Here is an 18,540-nt window from a genome sequence, read left to right as displayed (position 1 = left end):
GGTGGCCTATCCGCGGGAATAGGGCCCCGGATACGACGGGTCGTCGCGTTCGACTACACGTTGAAGCGGAACTCCACCACGTCGCCGTCCTGCATGACGTAGTCCTTGCCCTCGATGCGGGCCTTGCCGCGCGCGCGGGCCTCGGCGAGCGAGCCCGCGGCCACCAGGTCCTCGAAGGAGGTCACCTCGGCCTTGATGAAGCCCCGCTCGAAATCGGTGTGGATGACGCCCGCCGCCTGCGGGGCCTTCCAGCCCTTGCGGATGGTCCAGGCGCGCGACTCCTTGGGGCCGGCCGTGAGGTAGGTCTGCAGGCCCAGGGTGTCGAAGCCGATCCGGGCCAGCTGGTCGAGGCCGGACTCGTCCTGACCCGTGGAGGCGAGCAGCTCGGCGGCGTCCTCGGGGTCGAGGTCGATGAGCTCCGACTCGACCTTGGCGTCGAGGAAGACCGCCTTCGCGGGCGCCACGAGGGCGGCGAGCTCGGCCTTGCGGGCGTCGTCGGTGAGCACCGCCTCATCCACGTTGAAGACGTAGATGATGGGCTTCGCGGTCATCAGGCCGAGCTCCTTGAGCAGCGGCAGCTCGATGCCGGTGGCGCGCGACAGCGGCGTGCCGGCGTCGAGCGCCTGCTTCGCGGCGAGCGCCGCATCCAGCACCGCGGGGTCGGCCTTCTTGCCCTTGACCTCCTTCTCGAGGCGCACGATCGCCTTCTCGAGGGTCTGCAGGTCGGCCAACGCCAGCTCGGTCGTGATCACCTCGAGGTCGTCGCGCGGGTTCACGGCGCCCGCGACGTGCACGACATCCGCATCCGCGAACCCGCGCACCACCTGGGCGATCGCGTCGGCCTCGCGGATGTTGGCCAGGAACTGGTTGCCGAGCCCCTCGCCCTCGCTCGCGCCCTTCACGATGCCGGCGATGTCGACGAAGCTCACCGTGGCGGGCAGGATGCGCTCGCTGCCGAAGATCTGCGCGAGCACCTGAAGGCGCTCGTCGGGGAGGTTGACGACCCCCACGTTCGGCTCGATCGTGGCGAACGGGTAGTTCGCCGCGAGCACCGTGTTCTTGGTGAGCGCGTTGAAGAGGGTGGACTTGCCCACGTTGGGGAGCCCGACGATGCCGATGGTGAGAGCCACGAGCATCCAGCCTACCGGCAGGCCGATCCGGCACCGGTGGCCCGCGACACGCCCGGGATGGTTGCGCGCGGATGCGGGACCGGGCTACCGTGGGCAACCGCGTCAAGAGTTGGCGCACCTGATCCCGAAAGGAGCCGGAGATGTTGAAGGCAGCAATCACCCGCCGCGAGCGCACGCTCGCACCTCGCGCCGGCTTCGTCGGCGTCCTCTCCGTCCGGGAAGGCTAGGCGTTTCTGCGCCACCGTCCCCGACGGTGGCGACGCTCTCGAAGCACGATCCGGAAGCCATCTGGCGTCCGCGATCTCGTCCCGTCCACGACCCCGCCACGTCGGCGGTGGTCGGTACCGTGCCGCCATGAGCGGCACCTCGTGGGGCGGCCCACCCGGCCGCTCCGCCATCCACCACAGCTGAGGACACCACCATGAACAGCACGCTGACGCGCGAGGAGCGTCACACCCATTCGCCCACCATGCACACCGTGGAGCAGACCGCCGCGACGGTCGCCCGCACGGAGCGCCGGGTGGGCCTCATCGACCGGGCCGCGCTGCGGCTCGGGATGGCGCTCATCCGCTGGGGCCGCCGCCCCGGCCGTGAGCTCGCCCGCTACGAGCGCCGGGCCAACCGGCTCGAGCTCGCCCTCCTGCACCGGGAGCACACGCTCGCGGTGCAGGCCCAACAGTGGCGGCGCGATCGCGAGGTGGGATGCGGGGCACTCATCCGCATCCGCTGAGCACGCACGCCACAGCAACCACCATCGGGGCCGTCGTCGGAACACCGGCGACGGCCCCGCCGCGTTCGCCCGCCGCGTGCCGCCCGCCGCGTGCCCCCGCCGGCTGCGCGACCGGATGCCGCGGCGCGCGGCGCGCCCCGGGAGCGCTGTCGGTGCCCCGTGCGAGAGTCGGGACGTGCCCCTGGATTTCACCGCGATCGATTTCGAGACTGCGAACGGCTCCAGCGCCAGTGCCTGCTCGGTCGGGCTCGTGAAGGTGCGCGACGGGCAGATCGTCGACCGCATCGGGTGGCTCATCCAGCCGCCACCCGGGCACGACCACTTCGTGGAGTGGAACACGCGCATCCACGGCATCCGCGCCGACGACGTGATCGGGGCGCCGGGGTGGGTGGATCAGCTGCCCGACCTGCTCGAGTTCGCGGGGCGCGACATCCTGGTCGCCCACAACGCGGGCTTCGACATGGGCGTCATCCGCGCCGCGTGCGCCGCGACCGGCCTCGAGGTGCCGAGCTACACCTACATGTGCAGCCTGCAGCTCGCCCGCAAGACCTACCACCTCGAGTCGTACCGCCTGCCGATGGTGGCGATGGCCGCCGGCTTCGAGGACTTCCCGCACCACGACGCGGTCGCCGACGCCGAGGCGTGCGCGGCCATCATGATCCACGCGGCCGACCGCCACGGCGCGATCGACCTGCCCGAGCTCGCGGGCCTCGCCGGCATCCGCCTCAGCACCCTCGCGCCCGCCGCGGCCGTCGCCGCCGCATCCTGAGCCGTCGCATCCGGAGCCGTCGCACATCCTCCGTCGTTTCATGGCGCGGCTGGAGCCGCGACCCGACGGCGGGAGATACGCGTCCCGCCGCGAGGTCGTTTCCCCCGCCGCCGCGCGTAGGCTGACGCTCGAACGGAGGAGCCATGGCCGACACCATCCTGGCCCGCCTCGCCGGCGGACCGCTCGACGCGCAGATCATCCCCCTCGACACGGACGACCTCGACGCGGTCGACGACGAGCTCGTGCTGCCGTGGGAGCAGGGGCAGCTCATCTACCGCCGCGCCGGCGACGCCGAGAACACCGGCCCGCACGACGGGCCGACCACCGTTCCGTACCGCTACGACGCGCAGATCTGACGCATCCGCCGACTTCGGCGGGAGAAACGACCTCGCGGCGGGACGCGTATCCCCCGCCGCGAGGTCGCGGCTCCAGCCGCGATCAGCCGTTCTGGGGGAAGCCCAGGTTGATGCCGCCGTGCGAGGGGTCCAGCCAGCGCGAGGTGATCGCCTTCTGGCGCGTGAAGAAGTGGATGGCATCCGGGCCGTACGCCTTCGTGTCGCCGAACAGCGAATCCTTCCAGCCGCCGAAGGAGAAGTAGCCCACCGGCACCGGGATCGGCACGTTGATGCCCACCATGCCCACCTGCACCTCGCGCTGGAAGCGCCGGGCAGCACCGCCGTCGTTCGTGAAGATCGCGGTGCCGTTGCCGTAGCGGCCGGCGTTGATGAGGGCGAGACCCTCCTCGTACGACGCGACCCGAACCACCGAGAGCACCGGGCCGAAGATCTCGTCCCGGTAGACGGCGGACGAGGTGGGCACCTTGTCGATGAGCGTCGGCCCCACCCAGAAGCCGTCGGCCTCGCCGTCGGGTTGCACGCCGCGGCCGTCCACGACGAGCTCGGCCCCATCCGTCACCGCCACGTCGAGGTAGCCGGCCACCTTGTCGCGATGCTCGCGCGTGATGAGCGGACCCATGTCGCAGCCGCGCGTGCCGTCGCCGACCGTGAGGGTCGCCATCCGGTCGCGGATCTTGCCGATCAGCTCGTCGGCCACCGGCTCCACCGCGACGACCACCGAGATCGCCATGCAGCGCTCCCCCGCCGAACCGAAGCCGGCGTTGACCGCGGAGTCGGCGACGAGGTCGAGGTCGGCATCCGGCAGCACGAGCATGTGGTTCTTCGCCCCGCCGAGCGCCTGCACGCGCTTGCCCGCCGCGGTGCCGCGCTCGTACACGTACTTCGCGATCGGCGTCGAGCCGACGAACGAGATGGAGGCCACATCCGGGTGCTCCAGGATCGCGTCGACCGACTCCTTGTCGCCGTGCACGACGTTGAACACGCCATCCGGGAGCCCCGCCTCGCGCAGCGCCTCGGCCATCCAGATCGCCGCCGACGGGTCCTTCTCGGACGGCTTCAGCACGACCGTGTTGCCGGTGGCGATCGCGATGGGGAAGAACCACATCGGCACCATCGCCGGGAAGTTGAACGGGCTGATGATGCCCACCACGCCGAGCGGCTGCCGCAGCGAATAGACGTCGACGCCGGTCGACACGTTCTCGGAGTACTCGCCCTTCGCGAGGTGCGGGATGCCGCACGCGAACTCCACCACCTCGAGACCGCGGGCGATCTCGCCCAAAGCATCCGAGGTGACCTTGCCGTGCTCTGCCGTGAGGATCGCGCCGAGCTCCGCCTTGCGCGCGTTGAGGATCTCGCGGAAGGCGAAGAGCACCGTCTGGCGCTTCGCCCAGCTGGCCTCGCTCCACGCCGGGAACGCGGCCTTCGCGGTGGCGACGGCGTGGGCGACATCCGCCGTGGATGCCAGCCGCACCTCCTTCTGCACGACACCCTTCGCGGGGTTGTAGACGGGGGCGGTGCGCGTGGATTCGCCCGTGAAGACGGCGCCGCCCACCCAGTGGTCGAGGATCTCAATGGCCATGCCAGGAGGCTACTCCGGAGACATTTCCCGAACATTTAGCGCTGGCGCCGACCCGTCCTGACTGCCAGAAATGCAGGAGAAACCGGGGTGCACGGGGGCGGATATCCCAGGTCACGGGCGTCCGGCGCCAGACCTCCTGCATTTCTGGGGTGGATGGCCGGGATGCGGCGGCAGGATGTGGCGGCGGGATGCGGCGGCGGGATGCGGCGGCAGGATGCGGCGGCGGGATGTCGGGGACGGGATGTCGGGGGGCGCTGCGACACTGAAGCCATGGATGCTCTGCTGCCGCTGCTCATCGGGCTCGTGATCGGCCTCGCGGTCGGCGTCGTGGCGACCGCGCTCGTGCTGCGCGCCACGCGCGGGTCGACGGGAGCGGACGCCGCCCTGCTCGAAGCCCGGCACGCGGCGGTCGTGAGCGAGGTGCGCGCCGCCGAGGCGGCCGCGCGGGCGGACGTGGAGCGCACCCTCGCCGCGGCCGAGGCCTCCCTCACGGGGCTGCGCGAGCAGCTCGCCGGCGCCCAGCAGCAGTATCGCGACCTCGTCGAGCGCCAGCAGGCCGAGCTGCGGCAGCGCCAGGCCGATGCCGCAGCCGAGCACAAGGTGCTCCACGAGCTCGCCCCCGTCAAGGAGACCCTGACGGCCATGCAGCGCAAGGTGGACGAGCTCGAGACCCAGCGCGCCGAGCAGCACGGGCAGCTCTCCGAGCAGCTCAAGGCGGCCGCGGAGTCCGAGGCCCGGCTCAGCCAGACCGCCGAGAAGCTCGCGAGCGCGCTGAGCAACAACGCCACCCGCGGCGTCTGGGGCGAGACCCAGCTGCGCACCCTCGTCGAGTCCGCGGGGCTGCTCAACCGCGTCGACTTCTCCCTGCAGTCGACGATCGCGGCAGAATCCGGGTCGCGACGCCCTGACCTGGTGGTCAAGCTGCCGGGCGGCAAGTCGATCGCCGTCGACGCGAAGGTGCCGTACAACGACTTCATCGAGGCGAGCGCGATCCCCGCCACCGCGACCGGGGAGCAGGAGGCGCGCCGCGCCGCGCTGCTCGCCGCGCACGCCAAGAAGGTCAAGGGGCACGTCGATGCGCTCGCGGCCAAGAGCTATTGGACGGGCCTCGAGACGAGCCCCGAGTTCACGATCGCGTTCATCCCCAACGAGCCGCTCCTCGCCGCCGCCCTCGAACAGGATCCGGCGCTGCTGGAGTACGCCTTCTCCAAGCGCATCGCGCTCGCCTCGCCCGTGAGCTTCTGGGCGGTGCTGAAGACCATCGCGTTCACCTGGCAGCAGGACGTGCTGACCGAGGATGCCAAGCGGCTGTTCGACCTGGGGAAGGAGCTGTATTCGCGACTGTCGACGCTCTCCGAGCACGCCGACAAACTGCGGCGCTCGATCGAGTCGACGGTCACGAGCTACAACGCCTTCGCGAGCTCGCTCGAGCAGCGGGTGCTCGTCACCGCCCGCCGACTCGACGCGCTCGACGAGTCGAAGATCATCGGCGAGCCGCGGATGATCGAGGACGCCCCGAAGCACCTCACGCAGAGCGAGTTCACGGTGCTCGACGAGCTCGACGACGCGGAATCCGCGTAGGGGGTCTCGATACGCCGCCTCCGGCGGCTACTCGACCGGCGGGGTGGGGCCGCCTCCGGCGGCTACTCGACCGGCGGGGTGGGGCCGCCTCCGGCGGCTCCTCGACCGGCGGGCGCCCGGCGGCGGGTCAGGCGGTGGGGCGTCGACCCCGCAGCACGAGCAGCACGACGACCGCGCCCACAGCGAGCACCCCGGCGAGCGCGAGCACGATCACGAGCCACACCGGGAATCCGCCCGGGAGCGCCTCACCGGGCGCACTCGCCGCAGCGCCCTCGGCATCCGCGTGCACCGCGACCCACGTCGTCACCCAGCTGAGCGCCGAGTTCCAGTTCACCGTCATCTCGTTCGTCGAATACGACTGGATGTCGTCCAGGTAGCACAACTGCGCGATGCAGCCGTCGGGCCAGGCCTGCTGCGCCACCGGATCCTGGATGGCGCTGTTGGGGCCGCCCGCGATCGTGCCGGGCGCCGGCGACGGCAGTGAGGGATCGAGCGAGTGCGCCATCCAGCGGTGGTGCTGGTTCTCGGAGTACAGCGTGCCGTAGCCGGTGATGTAGGAGCGGTCGAGCCCGTTGCGACCGAGCAGGTAGTCCATCGCGGCGACGACCGCCGTGCGGTAGCTCGCATCCCCGGTGATCTCGGCGGCGGTCGCGATCACCGCCTGGTTGTTGAGGATGATCGCGTTCGAACCCCAGTCGTATTCGCCGTCGATCGGACGATACGGCTGCTCGAAGGCGCTCCCGGCGGCCTTCAGATAGGTGCCCGCGGCGTCCACCACCGACGCCCGTGCGGCTTCGCGGCCGGGATAGTCGGATTCGACCATCGCGAGGTCGATGCGTCCGAGCGCCGTCGTCGCGCGCCAGTCGAAGCCGCCCTGCGGGTCGATCGCAGTCTCGGCCTCGGGGCAGGCCGCGAGGAACTCGGCGAACTCCCCCTCACCGGTGGCGAGGTACAGCTCGGCGGCCGCCCAGTAGAACTCGTCCTCGACCTGGTCGTCGTCGTAGGGTCCGCCGCCCTCGTCGCCGTCGGCGACGCTCGCGAAGAGGTCGGGGGTGTCGAGCGCGGCGGCCCACGCCACCCGGGATGCCGCGAGCAACGACTCCGCATAGTCGGCGTCCCACTCGTCGAACAGCCGGGCGCCTTTCGCCGCGACGGCTGCGAAGTTGAGGGTGGCCGCGGTCGACGGCCGGTGCACCTGCCGCACTTTGTCGCTCTCCCACGGCATGGTCGGCAGCCCCGTCCAGCCGTCGTCCTGCACCTTGTGGAACACCATCCCCGCGTACTGCTGCCCGTCCGGCACCTGCATGCGCGCCATCCAGTCGAGCTCCCAGCGCGCCTCGTCGAGCACATCGGGGATGCCGTTGCCGGATTCGGGGATGGAGAGCGCCCCGTCGCCGAGGAGGTCGCTGCGGCCGGCGCGCGCAGCGACCTCCCACGTGTCGAGCAGTTGGTGCACCGCGATCCCGCCGTTGACGACGTATTTGCCGTGGTCGCCGGCGTCGTACCAGCCCCCCTGCACGTCGAAGGTGTCGTCGCAGCTCCACTGCTGGTAGTAGCCCTGGGGCGCCTGGCAGCCCACCTCGGTGTCACCGCGGTTGGGCGCGATACCGAGGTGCCCCGCGGGTCGGGCGTACGCCTCGCCCGCGTACTGCGCCTCGATGGGGATGCCGCTGCGGGCCAGGTAGAAGTAGTTCAGCGCGTCGGCGGTGAGCGGCGCGTAGAGGCCGGTGCGGATGGCGAAGGGGTAGCTCGTTTCGCCGTCGGCTTCGAGGGTGAAGCCGTCGCCGGTGGCGCGCACCTCGTCGAACACGATCCGCTGCACCGCGGATCCGACGGTGCGGTCGTCGCCGTAGGGTTCGGCGGTGCCGGTGGCGACTTCGGCGCCGCCGGCGTCGCGGAGCGTCCAGGCGACGCCCGCGGCGTCCGCGTCGTCGACGAGCACGGTGGCCCGCTTCGGGCCGTCGGGCAGGTAGCCGTACTGGTTGACGCGTACCCGCGAGTGCGTCTCGGCCCGGTAGGGCTCCGGCGGCGGACCGGTGCGGAACGAGACGTCGTCGAGGCAGAACGTCCACGGCTCGTCGGAGCCGCCGATCTGGAACACGAGCTGTCCGGCGGGCCATTCGAGGGTGGAGGTGAAGCCGCCTTCGAAGAGCGCGGGGTCGCTGCTCGTGGTGGGGTTCGTCTCGTAGGTGGCGGTCCAGGGCGCCTGGTTCTGCTGGGCGAGCGCCCGGATGCCCACGTCCGCGGTGCCGCTGATCCGGAACGAGAAGCGGTAGCTCTCGCCCTCGACGAGCGGGATGGCGTCGATGCCGACGATGGTGTCCCAGGCGTTCTGGGTGCCTCCCGGGGCGTTCACGCACAGGGCGCCGCTGGAGGTGTCGGCGACGACATCCGGGGTGGTCCACCACGGCGCGTGCCCGGCGTCGAAGGTGCCGTTGGGGATGAGTTCCGGCCCGGGCTCGTCGGCGAGCGGCGCGGCGGCGGTCGGCGGGGCGAGCACGGGCGCCGCGAGCACGGATGCGGCGAGCGCGATGCCGGCGATGCCGGCGGCGCGGATGCGGGCGCGGGGGTGGTGGGGCACGGGTCTCCTTGCGGCCACGACGGTGTGGGAGCGCTCCCACGGTACCGCACATGGCGCAGCTGGAGCTACGACCACGTGGCGGGAGGCGTTTCCCCCGCCGCCGGGTCACGGCTCCAGCCGCGCCATGGAAGGCATCAGGCGGCTGCGTCGTCGGAGTCGACGGGGGCGGCGAACTGGGCCTCGTAGAGACGCGCGTAGGCGCCGCGTGCGGCGAGCAGCTCGTCGTGGGTGCCCTGCTCGACAATCGCGCCCGACTCCATCACGAGGATGAGGTCGGCATCCCGGATGGTCGAGAGCCGGTGCGCGATGACAAACGAGGTGCGGTCCTTGCGCAGCGCGCTCATCGCCCGTTGCACGAGCAGCTCGGTGCGGGTGTCGACCGAGGAGGTCGCCTCGTCGAGGATGAGCACCGAGGGCTTCGCGAGGAACGCCCGCGCGATCGTGATGAGCTGCTTCTCGCCCGCCGAGACGTTGCCGCCCTCGTCGTCGAGCACCGTGTCGTAACCGTCCGGAAGGGTGTGCACGAAGCGGTCCACATAGGCGGCCCGCGCGGCATCCAGGATCTCCTCCTCCGAGGCCTCCGGTCGCCCGTAGGCGATGTTGTCGCGGATGGTGCCGCCGAATAGCCAGGTGTCCTGCAGCACCATGCCGGTGCGGCCGCGCAGGTCGTCGCGCGTCATCTGCTGGGTGTCGATGCCGTCGAGGGTGATGCGCCCGCCGCCCGGCTCGTAGAACCGCATGATGAGGTTCACGAGGGTGGTCTTGCCGGCCCCCGTTGGCCCGACGATGGCGACCGTCTGCCCGGGCTCGGCCACGAGCGAGAGGTCGTCGATGAGCGGCTTCTCGGGGTCGTAGCGGAACGAGACGTTCTCGAAGGCGAGCCGGCCGGTGCCGTGCTGAGGCGAGGACGCGGGCACCGGGTCGGCGCTCTGCTCCTCGGCATCCAGCAGCTCGAACACGCGCTCCGCGGAGGCGACGCCCGACTGCAGCAGGTTGGCCATCGATCCGAGCTGCGACAGCGGCTGGGTGAACTGGCGGGAGTACTGGATGAACGCCTGCACGTCGCCCAGCCGCAGCGAGCCGTTCGCCACCATGAGGCCGCCGACGACGGCGATGCCGACGTAGACGAGGTTCCCCACGAACATCGTGGCGGGCATGATGATGCCGCTGATGAACTGGGCGCCGAAGCTCGCCTGGTACAGCTCCTGGTTCTTGGCGTCGAAGCGCGCCTCGACCTCCTTGTGGCGGCCGAACACCTTGACGAGCGCGTGCCCGGTGTACCCCTCCTCGATCTGCGCGTTGAGGGTGCCGGTGTGGGTCCACTGCGCCACGAACAGCTTCTGGGAGCGCTTGGCGATGACGACCGTGATGCCCAGGGTGAGCGGCACGGCGATGATCGCGATCACCGCGAGCAGCGGCGAGATCCAGAACATCATGATGAGGATGCCGACCACCGTGAGCAGGGAGGTGAGCAGCTGGCTCAAGGTCTGCTGCAGGCTCTGCGAGATGTTGTCGATGTCGTTGGTGACGCGGCTGAGCAGTTCGCCACGCGGCTGCTTGTCGAAGTAGCTGAGCGGCAGGCGGTGGATCTTGTCCTCCACGTCGCGCCGCAGCCGCAGCACCGTGCGCTGGGTGATGCCGTTGAGCACGTAGCCCTGCAGCCACATGAACACCGACGACACCACGTACAGCAGCAGCACGATCCCGAGCACGATCATGAGCGCGTTGAAGTCGATGCCGTGGCCGGGGTTGAGGTTCATGCCCTGCACCATCTCGGCCTGCTGGGTGTTGCCGGCCGCGATGAGCCCGTCGATGACGTCCTGCTTGGTGGCGCCTTCCGGCAGCTGGGCGGAGATGACGCCCTCGAAGATGATGTTGGTCGCGTTGCCGAGCACCTTGGGCCCGAGCACGCTCAGCACGACGGAGATCGCCCCGAGCAGGATCACGAAGATCACGAGCGCGCGGTCGGGCCGCAGCCGCCCGATGAGCCGTTTGGCGGAGGGGCCGAAGTTCATCGACTTCTCGGCGGGCATGCCCATGCCGCCGAAGGGTCCGCCGCCTCCGCCGGGTCCGCGCCGCGGGGTGCGACGCTCCGCGGCCTCGTTCTCCGGCACCGGGGTCTCGTCTGCGGCGCTCACGCGGCCTCCTCGATCGACAGCTGGCTCTCGACGATCTCGGCGTACTCCGTCGAGCTGGCGAGCAGTTCCTGGTGGGTTCCCCGGCCGACGATCCGGCCGTGCTCGAGCACGATGATCTGGTCGGCGTTCAGGATGGTCGACACGCGCTGCGCGACCACGATGGTCGTGACGTCGGCGAACTCTCTCGCGAGCGCCGCCCGCAATCGGGCGTCGGTGGCGGTGTCGAGGGCCGAGAACGAGTCGTCGTAGATGGTGATCTGGGCGCGTTTGACGAGCGCGCGGGCGATGGCGAGGCGTTGGCGCTGGCCGCCCGAGACGTTGGTGCCGCCTTGCGCGATGGGCGCCTCGAGGCCGTCGGGCATGGCCTCCACGAAGTCGCGCGCCTGGGCCACCTCGAGGGCCGCCCACAGCTCCTCGTCGGTGGCGTCGGGCTTGCCGTAGCGGAGGTTCGATGCGACGGTTCCCGAGAAGAGGTACGGCTTCTGCGGCACGAGCGACATGCTGTTCCACAGCACGTCCGGGTCGAGCTCGCGCACATCCACCCCGCCGACGAGCACGGCGCCGTCGGTCACGTCGAACAGCCGCGGCAGCAGGTTGACGAGCGTGGTCTTACCGGATCCGGTGCTGCCGATGATGGCCGTGGTCTGGCCGGGGCGGGCGGTGAAGGTGATGTCGGTGAGCACCGGCTGCTCGGCGCCCGGGTAGTGGAAGCTGGCGCCGCGCAGCTCCAGCTCGCCGCCGTGCAGCTCGGTGACCGGGTTCGCGGGCGGTTCGACCGAGGGTTCGGTGTCGAGCACCTCGCCGATCCGGTTCGCGGAGACGGTGGCGCGCGGCAGCAGGATGAGCATGAAGGTGGCCATCATGACGGCCATCAGGATCTGGATGAGGTAGCTGAGGAAGGCGAACAGCGAACCGATCTGCATGCCGCCGTCTTCGATCCGGAACGCCCCGAACCACAGCACGGCGACGCTCGACACGTTGAGCACGAGCATGACGACGGGGAACATGAGGGCGAACAGGCGGCCGGCCCGCAGCGCCGTGTCGGTGAGCTCGTCGTTGGCGACGCCGAAGCGGTCGATCTCGGTGCGTTCGCGCACGAAGGCGCGGATGACGCGGATGCCGGTGAGCTGCTCGCGCAGCACCCGGTTGACGGCGTCGATGCGGGTCTGCATCTTGCGGAAGTAGGGCACCGCGCGCCAGATGATGAGGCCGACGGCGAGCAGCAGCACGGGCACCGCGACCACGAGGATCCACGAGAGGGTGATGTCTTCGCCGAGCGCCGCGATGACGCCGCCGATCGAGAGGATCGGCGTCGACACCAGGATGGTGCAGGTGATGAGCACGAGCATCTGCACCTGCTGCACGTCGTTGGTGGTGCGGGTGATGAGGGATGCCGCACCGAAGGTGGAGACCTCGCGCTCGGAGAACTCGCCGACGCGCGTGAAGATGGCGCCGCGCAGGTCGCGACCGAACGCCATGGCGGCGCGCGCACCGAAGTAGACGGCCACGACCGAGCAGATGATCTGCGCGAGGGTGATCGCGAGCATGATGCCGCCGGTGGAGAGGATGAAGCCGGTGTCGCCGACGGCGACGCCCTTGTCGATGATGTCGGCATTGAGGCCGGGCAGCAGCAGCGAGGCGATCGACTGCGCGGCCTGGAAGACGACGACGCCGATCAGCAGCAGCCAGTACGGCCGCAGGTAGCGGATGAGGAGTTTGCCGAGCACGGTGCTTCTTTCGATTCGGTGGGGTGGTGTCAGCGGTGGGGTGGTGTCTGCGGCGGTCAGCGCGGCGCCACGGCGACGCCGTGTGCGATGACGGTAGCGAGTTCGGCGGAGTCGAACGGCCGGAAATGGTTGAAGGGTTCAATGGAGGCGCCGAAGGCCACGAGCCGCAGGTACCAGGCCACCGTGTCGATCGGCACGCCGAGTCGCGCGGCATCCGGCTCCAGCAGTTCGCGCACGATCTCGAGCCAGTCCTCGCCCGCCTGCGCGCGCCGCGGCGGCGGCCCCTCCACCTGGAAGAGGCGCATGATCTGGAACACGTCGCCGAAGCGCACCCGCAGCGCCTCGATGATCACGGCGAGCTTGTCTTCGAAGGGGAGGTCGTGCGGGATGCGGCGCAGCTCGCCGCGGAACGGCGCGGGGTCGAGCAGCCGTTGCAGGCCGGCGTCGAGCAACGAGTCCTTGTCGCCGAAGGCCCGGAAGATGGTGCCCTCGGCGACGCCCGCGGCTTCGGCGAGCTCCCGGCTGGTGACGTCGCGGCCGCGCTCGCGCAGCACCGGCAGCACCGCGTCGAGGATCGCCTCGCGCCGGTCGTCGGGCGGCAGCGGACGCGCCCGCTCCCTGACCACGGCGAATCCGGCGGGCAACTGCACCCCGCGATCCTAAGTGAGTGAGCGCTCACTCCGCAAGGCAGATCCCGCGGAGTTGCGTCGGCAGACCGGATCCATCGACCAGCGAGAACGGCGGAACGCCGGTGCCGTCATCGGCGACGTGCGCGCGATGGAGGCTGCGTTGCGCCTCGCGGATCGGGGGCCGTGACAAGCAGATCGAATCGCCCCGGGTGTGATGGAGGCTCTCGAATCCGGGTGAGAGTCATGGCAGCACTGAAGCGCCTCGTCCCCGCGATGAGCTGGTGCGTGTCTGAGCGGCAGCACCTCGACGATCTTGCTGGGCTCGGCCCCAACACCCTCACACGACTGGGCCTGCCGCTCGTGTTTCTCGCCGTGATGGCATTCGTGCGCAGGGGGCGCCCGGCCGCAAGCCGTCTCCAGGCAGAACTCATGCGAATCGACTGATTCAGAGCATGCTGATCGGCTGATTCAGTTCGTGCGATATGACTGTTTGGGCTTGATGCCCCCCAAGGTGTCCCAGGCTCGGAACGTCACCCGCCGCGCGGTCGACGCCGACGGAGATCGTCGATCCCGGCCTGCCCGGCGTGCGCGTCGCGGTGGAGGCGGATGAGGCCGCGATCGGTCACCTCCGCGCGCGGAACGGCGACCACGAGATCGACCACGTCGTGGTCCGCGACGGTCGGAAGGCACTTGCGATGGAGGCGAAGCTCGCCTCCCCGGGCCGTGAGGGCATCGCGCACCCGCGCCCCTCTAGACTCGACGCGACCACCCCATCCGTCCCGCCCAGGAGGACCCCCATGCCCGTCGCCACCCCGGATCAGTACGCCGAGATGCTCGACACCGCGAAGAAGGGCGGATTCGCCTTCCCCGCGGTCAACGTCTCGTCGTCGTCGTCGATCAACGCCGTGCTGCAGGGCCTCACCGAGGCGGGCTCGGACGGCATCATCCAGGTGACCACGGGCGGCGCCGACTACTTCGCCGGGCAGAGCGTGAAGGCCCGCGCATCCGGCGCCCTCGCCTTCGCTGCCTTCGCCACCGAGGTGGCCAAGAACTACCCGATCACGGTCGCCCTGCACACCGACCACTGCCCCAAGGACGCACTGCCCGGCTTCGTGCTGCCGCTGCTGGAGGCGTCCGAGGCCGAGGTGAAGGCCGGCCGCAACCCGATCTTCCAGTCGCACATGTGGGACGGATCGGCGGTCCCGCTCACCGAGAACCTCGAGATCGCGGCCGAGCTGCTCCCCCGCATCAAGAACATCAACGCCATCCTCGAGGTCGAGATCGGCGTGGTCGGCGGCGAGGAGGACGGCGTCAGCCACGACATCAACGAGCACCTCTACACGACCCTCGACGACGCCATCGCGACCGTCGAAGCGCTCGGTCTCGGCGAGCGGGGCCGCTACCTCGCGGCGCTCACCTTCGGCAACGTGCACGGCGTCTACAAGCCCGGCAACGTCGTGCTGCGGCCCGAGCTGCTGGGCGAGATCCAGGCCGGCATCCAGGCGAAGTACGGCACCGGCCCGAAGCCGCTCGACCTCGTCTTCCACGGCGGATCCGGGTCCACAGATGCCGAGATCGCCGAGGCGGTCGCCAACGGCGTCGTCAAGATGAACATCGACACCGACACCCAGTACGCCTACAGCCGCTCCATCGCCGACACCGTGCTGCGCAACTACGACGGGTTCCTCAAGGTGGACGGCGAGGTCGGCAACAAGAAGATCTACGACCCGCGCGCCTGGGGCAAGCTCGCCGAGACCGCCATGGCGGCCCGCGTCGGCGAGGCGACCCGCCAACTGGGCTCGGCAGGGCACGCGATCAGCCGCTAATGGTATTCCGGCGGCACGCTGAACGAGATGCCGTCGCGCCCCATGTGCATGTCCGTCACGGCGCCCCGCAGGTTGAAGTAGTACGGGGCCAGGTGCCGCACCCGCCGGCCCTCCGGCAGCTCGGTGTCGAGGGTGATGGCGACCGCCGTCGAACCGTCCTCGCGCGCCCGCAGCTCGATGAGCATCGTGGTGGCGTCGGTGCCCGGGTCGTCCAGCACCGCCCGCACCAGATCCCGGATGGCGGTGCGCTGCGGCGCCCGCAGGGCGTCGGCGCGCCGCTCCGGGTCGATCACCACGACCCGGGTGTCGTCGGCGCGCAGCCCGAGCCACGCCAGATCGGTGCGGGAGACCAGGTCGTCGCGCAGGTAGCGGGCGATCTCGCCCGCGAGTGAACGGTCGGCCGGCACGACCGTGCCGCGATCCGCGATCATCCGCAGGAACGGCACCGCCCGCGCCGTGTAGCGGGCGAGACTCGCGCGCTCCGCCTCCTCGTCGGCGGGGTCGAGCTCCAGCAGCTCCGACACGACCGCGCTCGAGCGGTTGTCGACGATCGGCAGCATCTGGTGCACGACGCTGTACGAGAAGGCCGTCGTGGCCGCCGTGCCCACCCCCACCGGCGTCGCGATCATGAGGAACACCGAGACCGACCCCCAGTCGGGCACCCGCGCATCCACGATGAGGAACGCCGCCGGCACCGCCGTGGCGAGCGCGATGAACCCGTAACTGAGCAGCCGCCAGGCCGCCAGGTACGGTGCGAGGCACGCCATCACGAGGGCGAAGCAGAACGGCGCCCACCACAGGTCGATGCGGAACACCGACTGCGAGTAGCCGAGCGCCGACACGACGAGCCCCGAGCCGCCCACACCGACCGCCACCACGCCCAACTGCCAGTCGAAACGGTTGCGTCGCGAGGTGAGCAGCTGGATGAGCAGACACGCGATCGTGCAGAGCGCCACCCCGAGCAGCTGCAGCCCCGGCGCATCCGACTCGTTCCAGGTGGACACCGACAGCAGCCCGCCGTACAGGAACACGAACACCGCGAAGACGAGCGGCACGTAGGGCCCGGTGAACCAGCTCAGCGGGTCCACATCGCGTGCAGCCAGCAGGAAGGCGCTGGGGGGCTTAGTCGCCATAGTCGGACTCCTGGTGGCGCGACGGCAGCCCGCGCTCGAGCACCTTCGAGACGGGCACGCCGATGAGCACCGTGGTGCCCATCCCCGGCGACGACCAGACCCGCACATGCCCGCCGACATCCTCCATGCGCCCGACGATCGAGGTGCGGATGCCGAGGCGTTGCGGATCCACCCGGGCGGGGTCGAAGCCGACCCCCTGATCGGAGACCATGAAGCTGATCTCCTGGTCGGTGTACATCACCTCGACGTCGGCCGAGTCGGTGCCGGAATGCTTGAGCACGTTCTCGAGGGTGGCGCGCAACGCCCCGACGAGCGCCTCCCCGGCGCCGGGGGCGTACTCGTAGATGCCCGGTCCGACACCCGTGACGTTGACCGTGAGCCCCCGCCAGCGGAAGTCGCTCGCCACCCGCGCCAACTCGTTGCGGATGTGCGCCTGCTCGCTGTCGTGCACCGCCACCTGCTCGGTGGTGCGCATCCAGGCACCGCCCTCGAGGGTGTCGAGATCCGCGCGCAGGCGCGCACGGGTGCGCTCGTCGAGCGTGTCGGGAGCGTTCATCACGACGGCGAGGTCGTTGAGCACGGTGTCGTGCACGATCGCCGTGGTGCGCCGCGCGAGGTCGGCGGAGGCCGCGAGCCGCCGCGTGCCGCGCTCCAGTTCGTCGAAGCGGGGCAGGCGCCGCCGCTGGCGGGCCTGGATCGTGAAGAGTGTCAGGTACAGGGTGACCGCGATCAGCAGCACCATCGCCGGGCCGTAGCCGGGCCGCACCGGGGTGTCGGTGATGAGCGCGACCGTGATCGCCACGAGGCCCGCCGTCGAGAAGCCGAACAGGCACCACACGATGCCGCCGAGCGCCGACGACGCGGCGACCCCGATCGAGACGAGCGCGAGGGTGGGACGGTTCACGAGATAGAGCTCGTGGTCGAGCAGCCCGGGATCCGCGGTGAGCAGAAACACCTCGTAGCCGATCGTGGCCGCCCCCGCCACCACGAGGTAGCCGACCACGACGAGCGGCGTCATCCGCCACAGCGCCACCGCGATCGCCCCCAGGATCACCACGAGCAGGATGATCGGCACCGGCAGCAGCTCCGCATGCCCCCGCCGGATGAGCGTCTCGACGAGCACGGGGATCACGAGCAGGATCACCGTGGCGCCCGCCGACCAGGCGAGGGTGGCGATGGCGCCCGTGATGACGCGGGCGGCCGCCTCACGCGGCAAGAGCGTCACACGCACGGCGACCTCCTCGCTGTAGCCCCTGCTCTGCGCCGATTCTGCCGGATGCCGCCGGGCGGGGCGCCTCAGTCGCGGGCGCGTCCGCCGAGTGCGCGGGCATCCGCCTTGCCACTCGCATCGCGGCGCAGTTCCTTCGGCAGCGAGAACATGAGGTCCTCCTCGGCGGTGCGCACCTCCTCCACGTCGTGGAAGCCGGCGTCGGCGAGCTCCGCGAGCACCTCCTGCACGAGCACCTCGGGCACCGACGCGCCGCTGGAGACGCCGATCGAGGCGACCCCCTCGAGCCAGTCCTGCTGGATCTCGCTCGCGTAGTCGATCCGGTGCGCGGCCTTCGCGCCGTGCTCGAGCGCCACCTCGACGAGGCGCACGCTGTTGGACGAGTTGGCGGAGCCGACCACGATCACCAGATCCGCCTGCGGGGCCACCTTCTTGATCGCCACCTGCCGGTTCTGGGTGGCGTAGCAGATGTCGTCGCTCGGCGGATCCTGCAGCTTCGGGAAGCGCTCCCGCAGACGGCGCACCGTCTCCATCGTCTCGTCGACGCTCAGGGTGGTCTGCGAGATCCAGACCAGGTTGTCGGGATCGGCGACCTCGATGCGGTCGACGTCCTCGGGGCTGTTCACGAGGATCGTGCGCTCGGGCGCGTGACCCATCGTGCCCTCGACCTCCTCGTGGCCGGCGTGGCCGATGAGCAGGATCTGCAGCTCCTGTTTCGCGAAGCGGCTCGCCTCACGGTGCACCTTCGTGACGAGCGGGCAGGTGGCGTCGATGGCCAGCAGCTCACGGTCGGCGGCGGCCTGCACCACCATGGGTGAGACGCCGTGCGCCGAGAACACCAGATGGGATCCGGCGGGCACCTCGTCGACCTCGTCGACGAAGATCGCGCCGCGGCGCTCGAGCTCGCTCACCACGTGCACGTTGTGGACGATCTGCTTGCGCACGTAGACGGGGGCCCCGAAGTTCTCGATCGCCTTCTCGACGGCGATCACGGCGCGGTCGACGCCTGCGCAGTATCCGCGCGGGGCGGCCAGCAGCACGCGCCGCGGGCGGTCGACGGGCACCTCGTGCAGCCGTCCGCGCGGGGCGGGCATGCGGGGCGCCTCGAGGCTCACCCCGAGCGCGCCGTTGGT

General features: G+C 70.5%; 16 protein-coding genes. 6 read left to right on the top strand and 10 right to left on the bottom strand.

Features of this window, described 5'->3' with window-relative positions; translation table 11 throughout:
* Positions 1 to 53: 53 nt before the first annotated feature.
* A complete protein-coding gene (ychF, locus tag FLP23_RS05990; RefSeq protein WP_149325014.1) occupies positions 54 to 1,130 on the bottom strand; it encodes a redox-regulated ATPase YchF in 1,077 nt (358 codons plus the stop codon).
* Between the two features lie 421 nt (positions 1,131 to 1,551).
* On the opposite strand from ychF, the gene FLP23_RS05985 reads away from it, so the two are divergent.
* From FLP23_RS05985 to FLP23_RS05975, 3 genes are all read left to right on the top strand, one after another.
* Entirely contained in the window at positions 1,552 to 1,860 is a 309-nt protein-coding gene (locus tag FLP23_RS05985) for a hypothetical protein (RefSeq protein ID WP_149325013.1), read from the top strand.
* Positions 1,861 to 2,035: 175 nt separating this feature from the next.
* Entirely contained in the window at positions 2,036 to 2,629 is a 594-nt protein-coding gene (locus tag FLP23_RS05980; RefSeq protein WP_168200387.1) for a 3'-5' exonuclease, read from the top strand.
* Between the two features lie 143 nt (positions 2,630 to 2,772).
* Positions 2,773 to 2,985, top strand: a complete 213-nt coding sequence (locus FLP23_RS05975) for a response regulator (protein WP_149325012.1) — start codon at positions 2,773 to 2,775, stop codon at positions 2,983 to 2,985.
* Positions 2,986 to 3,067: 82 nt separating this feature from the next.
* Here FLP23_RS05975 and FLP23_RS05970 read toward each other — a convergent pair whose 3' ends face one another.
* Positions 3,068 to 4,564, bottom strand: a complete 1,497-nt coding sequence (locus FLP23_RS05970) for a CoA-acylating methylmalonate-semialdehyde dehydrogenase (RefSeq protein WP_149325011.1) — start codon at positions 4,562 to 4,564, stop codon at positions 3,068 to 3,070.
* A 270-nt stretch (positions 4,565 to 4,834) separates the two neighbouring features.
* Here FLP23_RS05970 and rmuC point away from each other — a divergent pair, with 270 nt between their 5' ends.
* The gene (gene rmuC / locus FLP23_RS05965; protein WP_149325010.1) at positions 4,835 to 6,145 is read left to right on the top strand and encodes a DNA recombination protein RmuC; all 1,311 of its coding nucleotides are present in this window, start codon (positions 4,835 to 4,837) and stop codon (positions 6,143 to 6,145) included.
* 127 nt (positions 6,146 to 6,272) lie between these two features.
* Here the strand turns inward: rmuC and FLP23_RS05960 are convergent, their stop codons facing one another.
* From FLP23_RS05960 to FLP23_RS05945, 4 genes are all read right to left on the bottom strand, one after another.
* Positions 6,273 to 8,726: a glycoside hydrolase family 9 protein gene (locus tag FLP23_RS05960; RefSeq protein ID WP_246140080.1), complete on the bottom strand. Its 2,454-nt coding sequence runs from the start codon at positions 8,724 to 8,726 to the stop codon at positions 6,273 to 6,275.
* A gap of 134 nt (positions 8,727 to 8,860) precedes the next feature.
* Positions 8,861 to 10,765 (bottom strand): ABC transporter ATP-binding protein, encoded by a 1,905-nt coding sequence (locus tag FLP23_RS05955; RefSeq protein WP_149326218.1) that lies wholly within the window; start codon positions 10,763 to 10,765, stop codon positions 8,861 to 8,863.
* 95 nt (positions 10,766 to 10,860) lie between these two features.
* A complete protein-coding gene (locus FLP23_RS05950) occupies positions 10,861 to 12,591 on the bottom strand; it encodes an ABC transporter ATP-binding protein (RefSeq protein ID WP_149325009.1) in 1,731 nt (576 codons plus the stop codon).
* A gap of 56 nt (positions 12,592 to 12,647) precedes the next feature.
* Positions 12,648 to 13,241, bottom strand: coding sequence for a TetR/AcrR family transcriptional regulator (locus FLP23_RS05945; protein ID WP_149325008.1), 594 nt, complete (start codon positions 13,239 to 13,241; stop codon positions 12,648 to 12,650).
* Between the two features lie 222 nt (positions 13,242 to 13,463).
* On the opposite strand from FLP23_RS05945, the gene FLP23_RS05940 reads away from it, so the two are divergent.
* The gene (locus FLP23_RS05940) at positions 13,464 to 13,664 is read left to right on the top strand and encodes a hypothetical protein (protein WP_149325007.1); all 201 of its coding nucleotides are present in this window, start codon (positions 13,464 to 13,466) and stop codon (positions 13,662 to 13,664) included.
* 86 nt (positions 13,665 to 13,750) lie between these two features.
* Here the strand turns inward: FLP23_RS05940 and FLP23_RS05935 are convergent, their stop codons facing one another.
* Positions 13,751 to 13,960 carry a hypothetical protein gene (locus tag FLP23_RS05935; protein ID WP_149325006.1) on the bottom strand — a complete coding sequence of 70 codons (210 nt, stop codon included), beginning with the start codon at positions 13,958 to 13,960 and terminating at the stop codon, positions 13,751 to 13,753.
* A gap of 57 nt (positions 13,961 to 14,017) precedes the next feature.
* On the opposite strand from FLP23_RS05935, the gene fbaA reads away from it, so the two are divergent.
* Entirely contained in the window at positions 14,018 to 15,046 is a 1,029-nt protein-coding gene (gene fbaA / locus FLP23_RS05930) for a class II fructose-bisphosphate aldolase (RefSeq protein WP_149325005.1), read from the top strand.
* On the opposite strand, the gene FLP23_RS05925 is transcribed toward fbaA, so the two are convergent.
* The 3 genes from FLP23_RS05925 to FLP23_RS05915 form a co-directional block, all read right to left on the bottom strand.
* Complete coding sequence (locus FLP23_RS05925) at positions 15,043 to 16,179, bottom strand: hypothetical protein (RefSeq protein WP_149325004.1); 1,137 nt, start codon at positions 16,177 to 16,179, stop codon at positions 15,043 to 15,045. The two genes, fbaA and FLP23_RS05925, sit on opposite strands and share 4 nt — an antisense overlap.
* Positions 16,169 to 17,410, bottom strand: coding sequence for a sensor histidine kinase (locus FLP23_RS05920; protein WP_149325003.1), 1,242 nt, complete (start codon positions 17,408 to 17,410; stop codon positions 16,169 to 16,171). Before FLP23_RS05920 ends, FLP23_RS05925 begins: the two co-directional genes overlap by 11 nt.
* 65 nt (positions 17,411 to 17,475) lie before the next feature.
* Positions 17,476 to 18,501, bottom strand: a complete 1,026-nt coding sequence (locus FLP23_RS05915; RefSeq protein WP_149326217.1) for a 4-hydroxy-3-methylbut-2-enyl diphosphate reductase — start codon at positions 18,499 to 18,501, stop codon at positions 17,476 to 17,478.
* Positions 18,502 to 18,540 lie beyond the last annotated feature (39 nt).

The sequence above is a fragment of the Protaetiibacter larvae genome, assembly GCF_008365275.1.
GTDB classification, from domain to species: domain Bacteria; phylum Actinomycetota; class Actinomycetes; order Actinomycetales; family Microbacteriaceae; genus Homoserinibacter; species Homoserinibacter larvae.
This window is presented reverse-complemented; position numbering and strand designations above follow the sequence as displayed.

Excerpts from the sequence above, each read along its gene's own strand:
- FLP23_RS05985 (WP_149325013.1), top strand. The coding sequence starts at position 1,552 with ATGAACAGCACGCTGACGCGCGAGGAGCGTCACACCCATTCGCCCACC.
- FLP23_RS05975 (WP_149325012.1), top strand. The coding sequence starts at position 2,773 with ATGGCCGACACCATCCTGGCCCGCCTCGCCGGCGGACCGCTCGACGCG.
- FLP23_RS05970 (WP_149325011.1), bottom strand. The coding sequence starts at position 4,564 with ATGGCCATTGAGATCCTCGACCACTGGGTGGGCGGCGCCGTCTTCACG.
- rmuC (WP_149325010.1), top strand. The coding sequence starts at position 4,835 with ATGGATGCTCTGCTGCCGCTGCTCATCGGGCTCGTGATCGGCCTCGCG.
- FLP23_RS05955 (WP_149326218.1), bottom strand. The coding sequence starts at position 10,765 with ATGGGCATGCCCGCCGAGAAGTCGATGAACTTCGGCCCCTCCGCCAAA.
- FLP23_RS05940 (WP_149325007.1), top strand. The coding sequence starts at position 13,464 with ATGGCAGCACTGAAGCGCCTCGTCCCCGCGATGAGCTGGTGCGTGTCT.
- fbaA (WP_149325005.1), top strand. The coding sequence starts at position 14,018 with ATGCCCGTCGCCACCCCGGATCAGTACGCCGAGATGCTCGACACCGCG.
- FLP23_RS05925 (WP_149325004.1), bottom strand. The coding sequence starts at position 16,179 with ATGGCGACTAAGCCCCCCAGCGCCTTCCTGCTGGCTGCACGCGATGTG.
- FLP23_RS05915 (WP_149326217.1), bottom strand. The coding sequence starts at position 18,501 with ATGCCCGCCCCGCGCGGACGGCTGCACGAGGTGCCCGTCGACCGCCCG.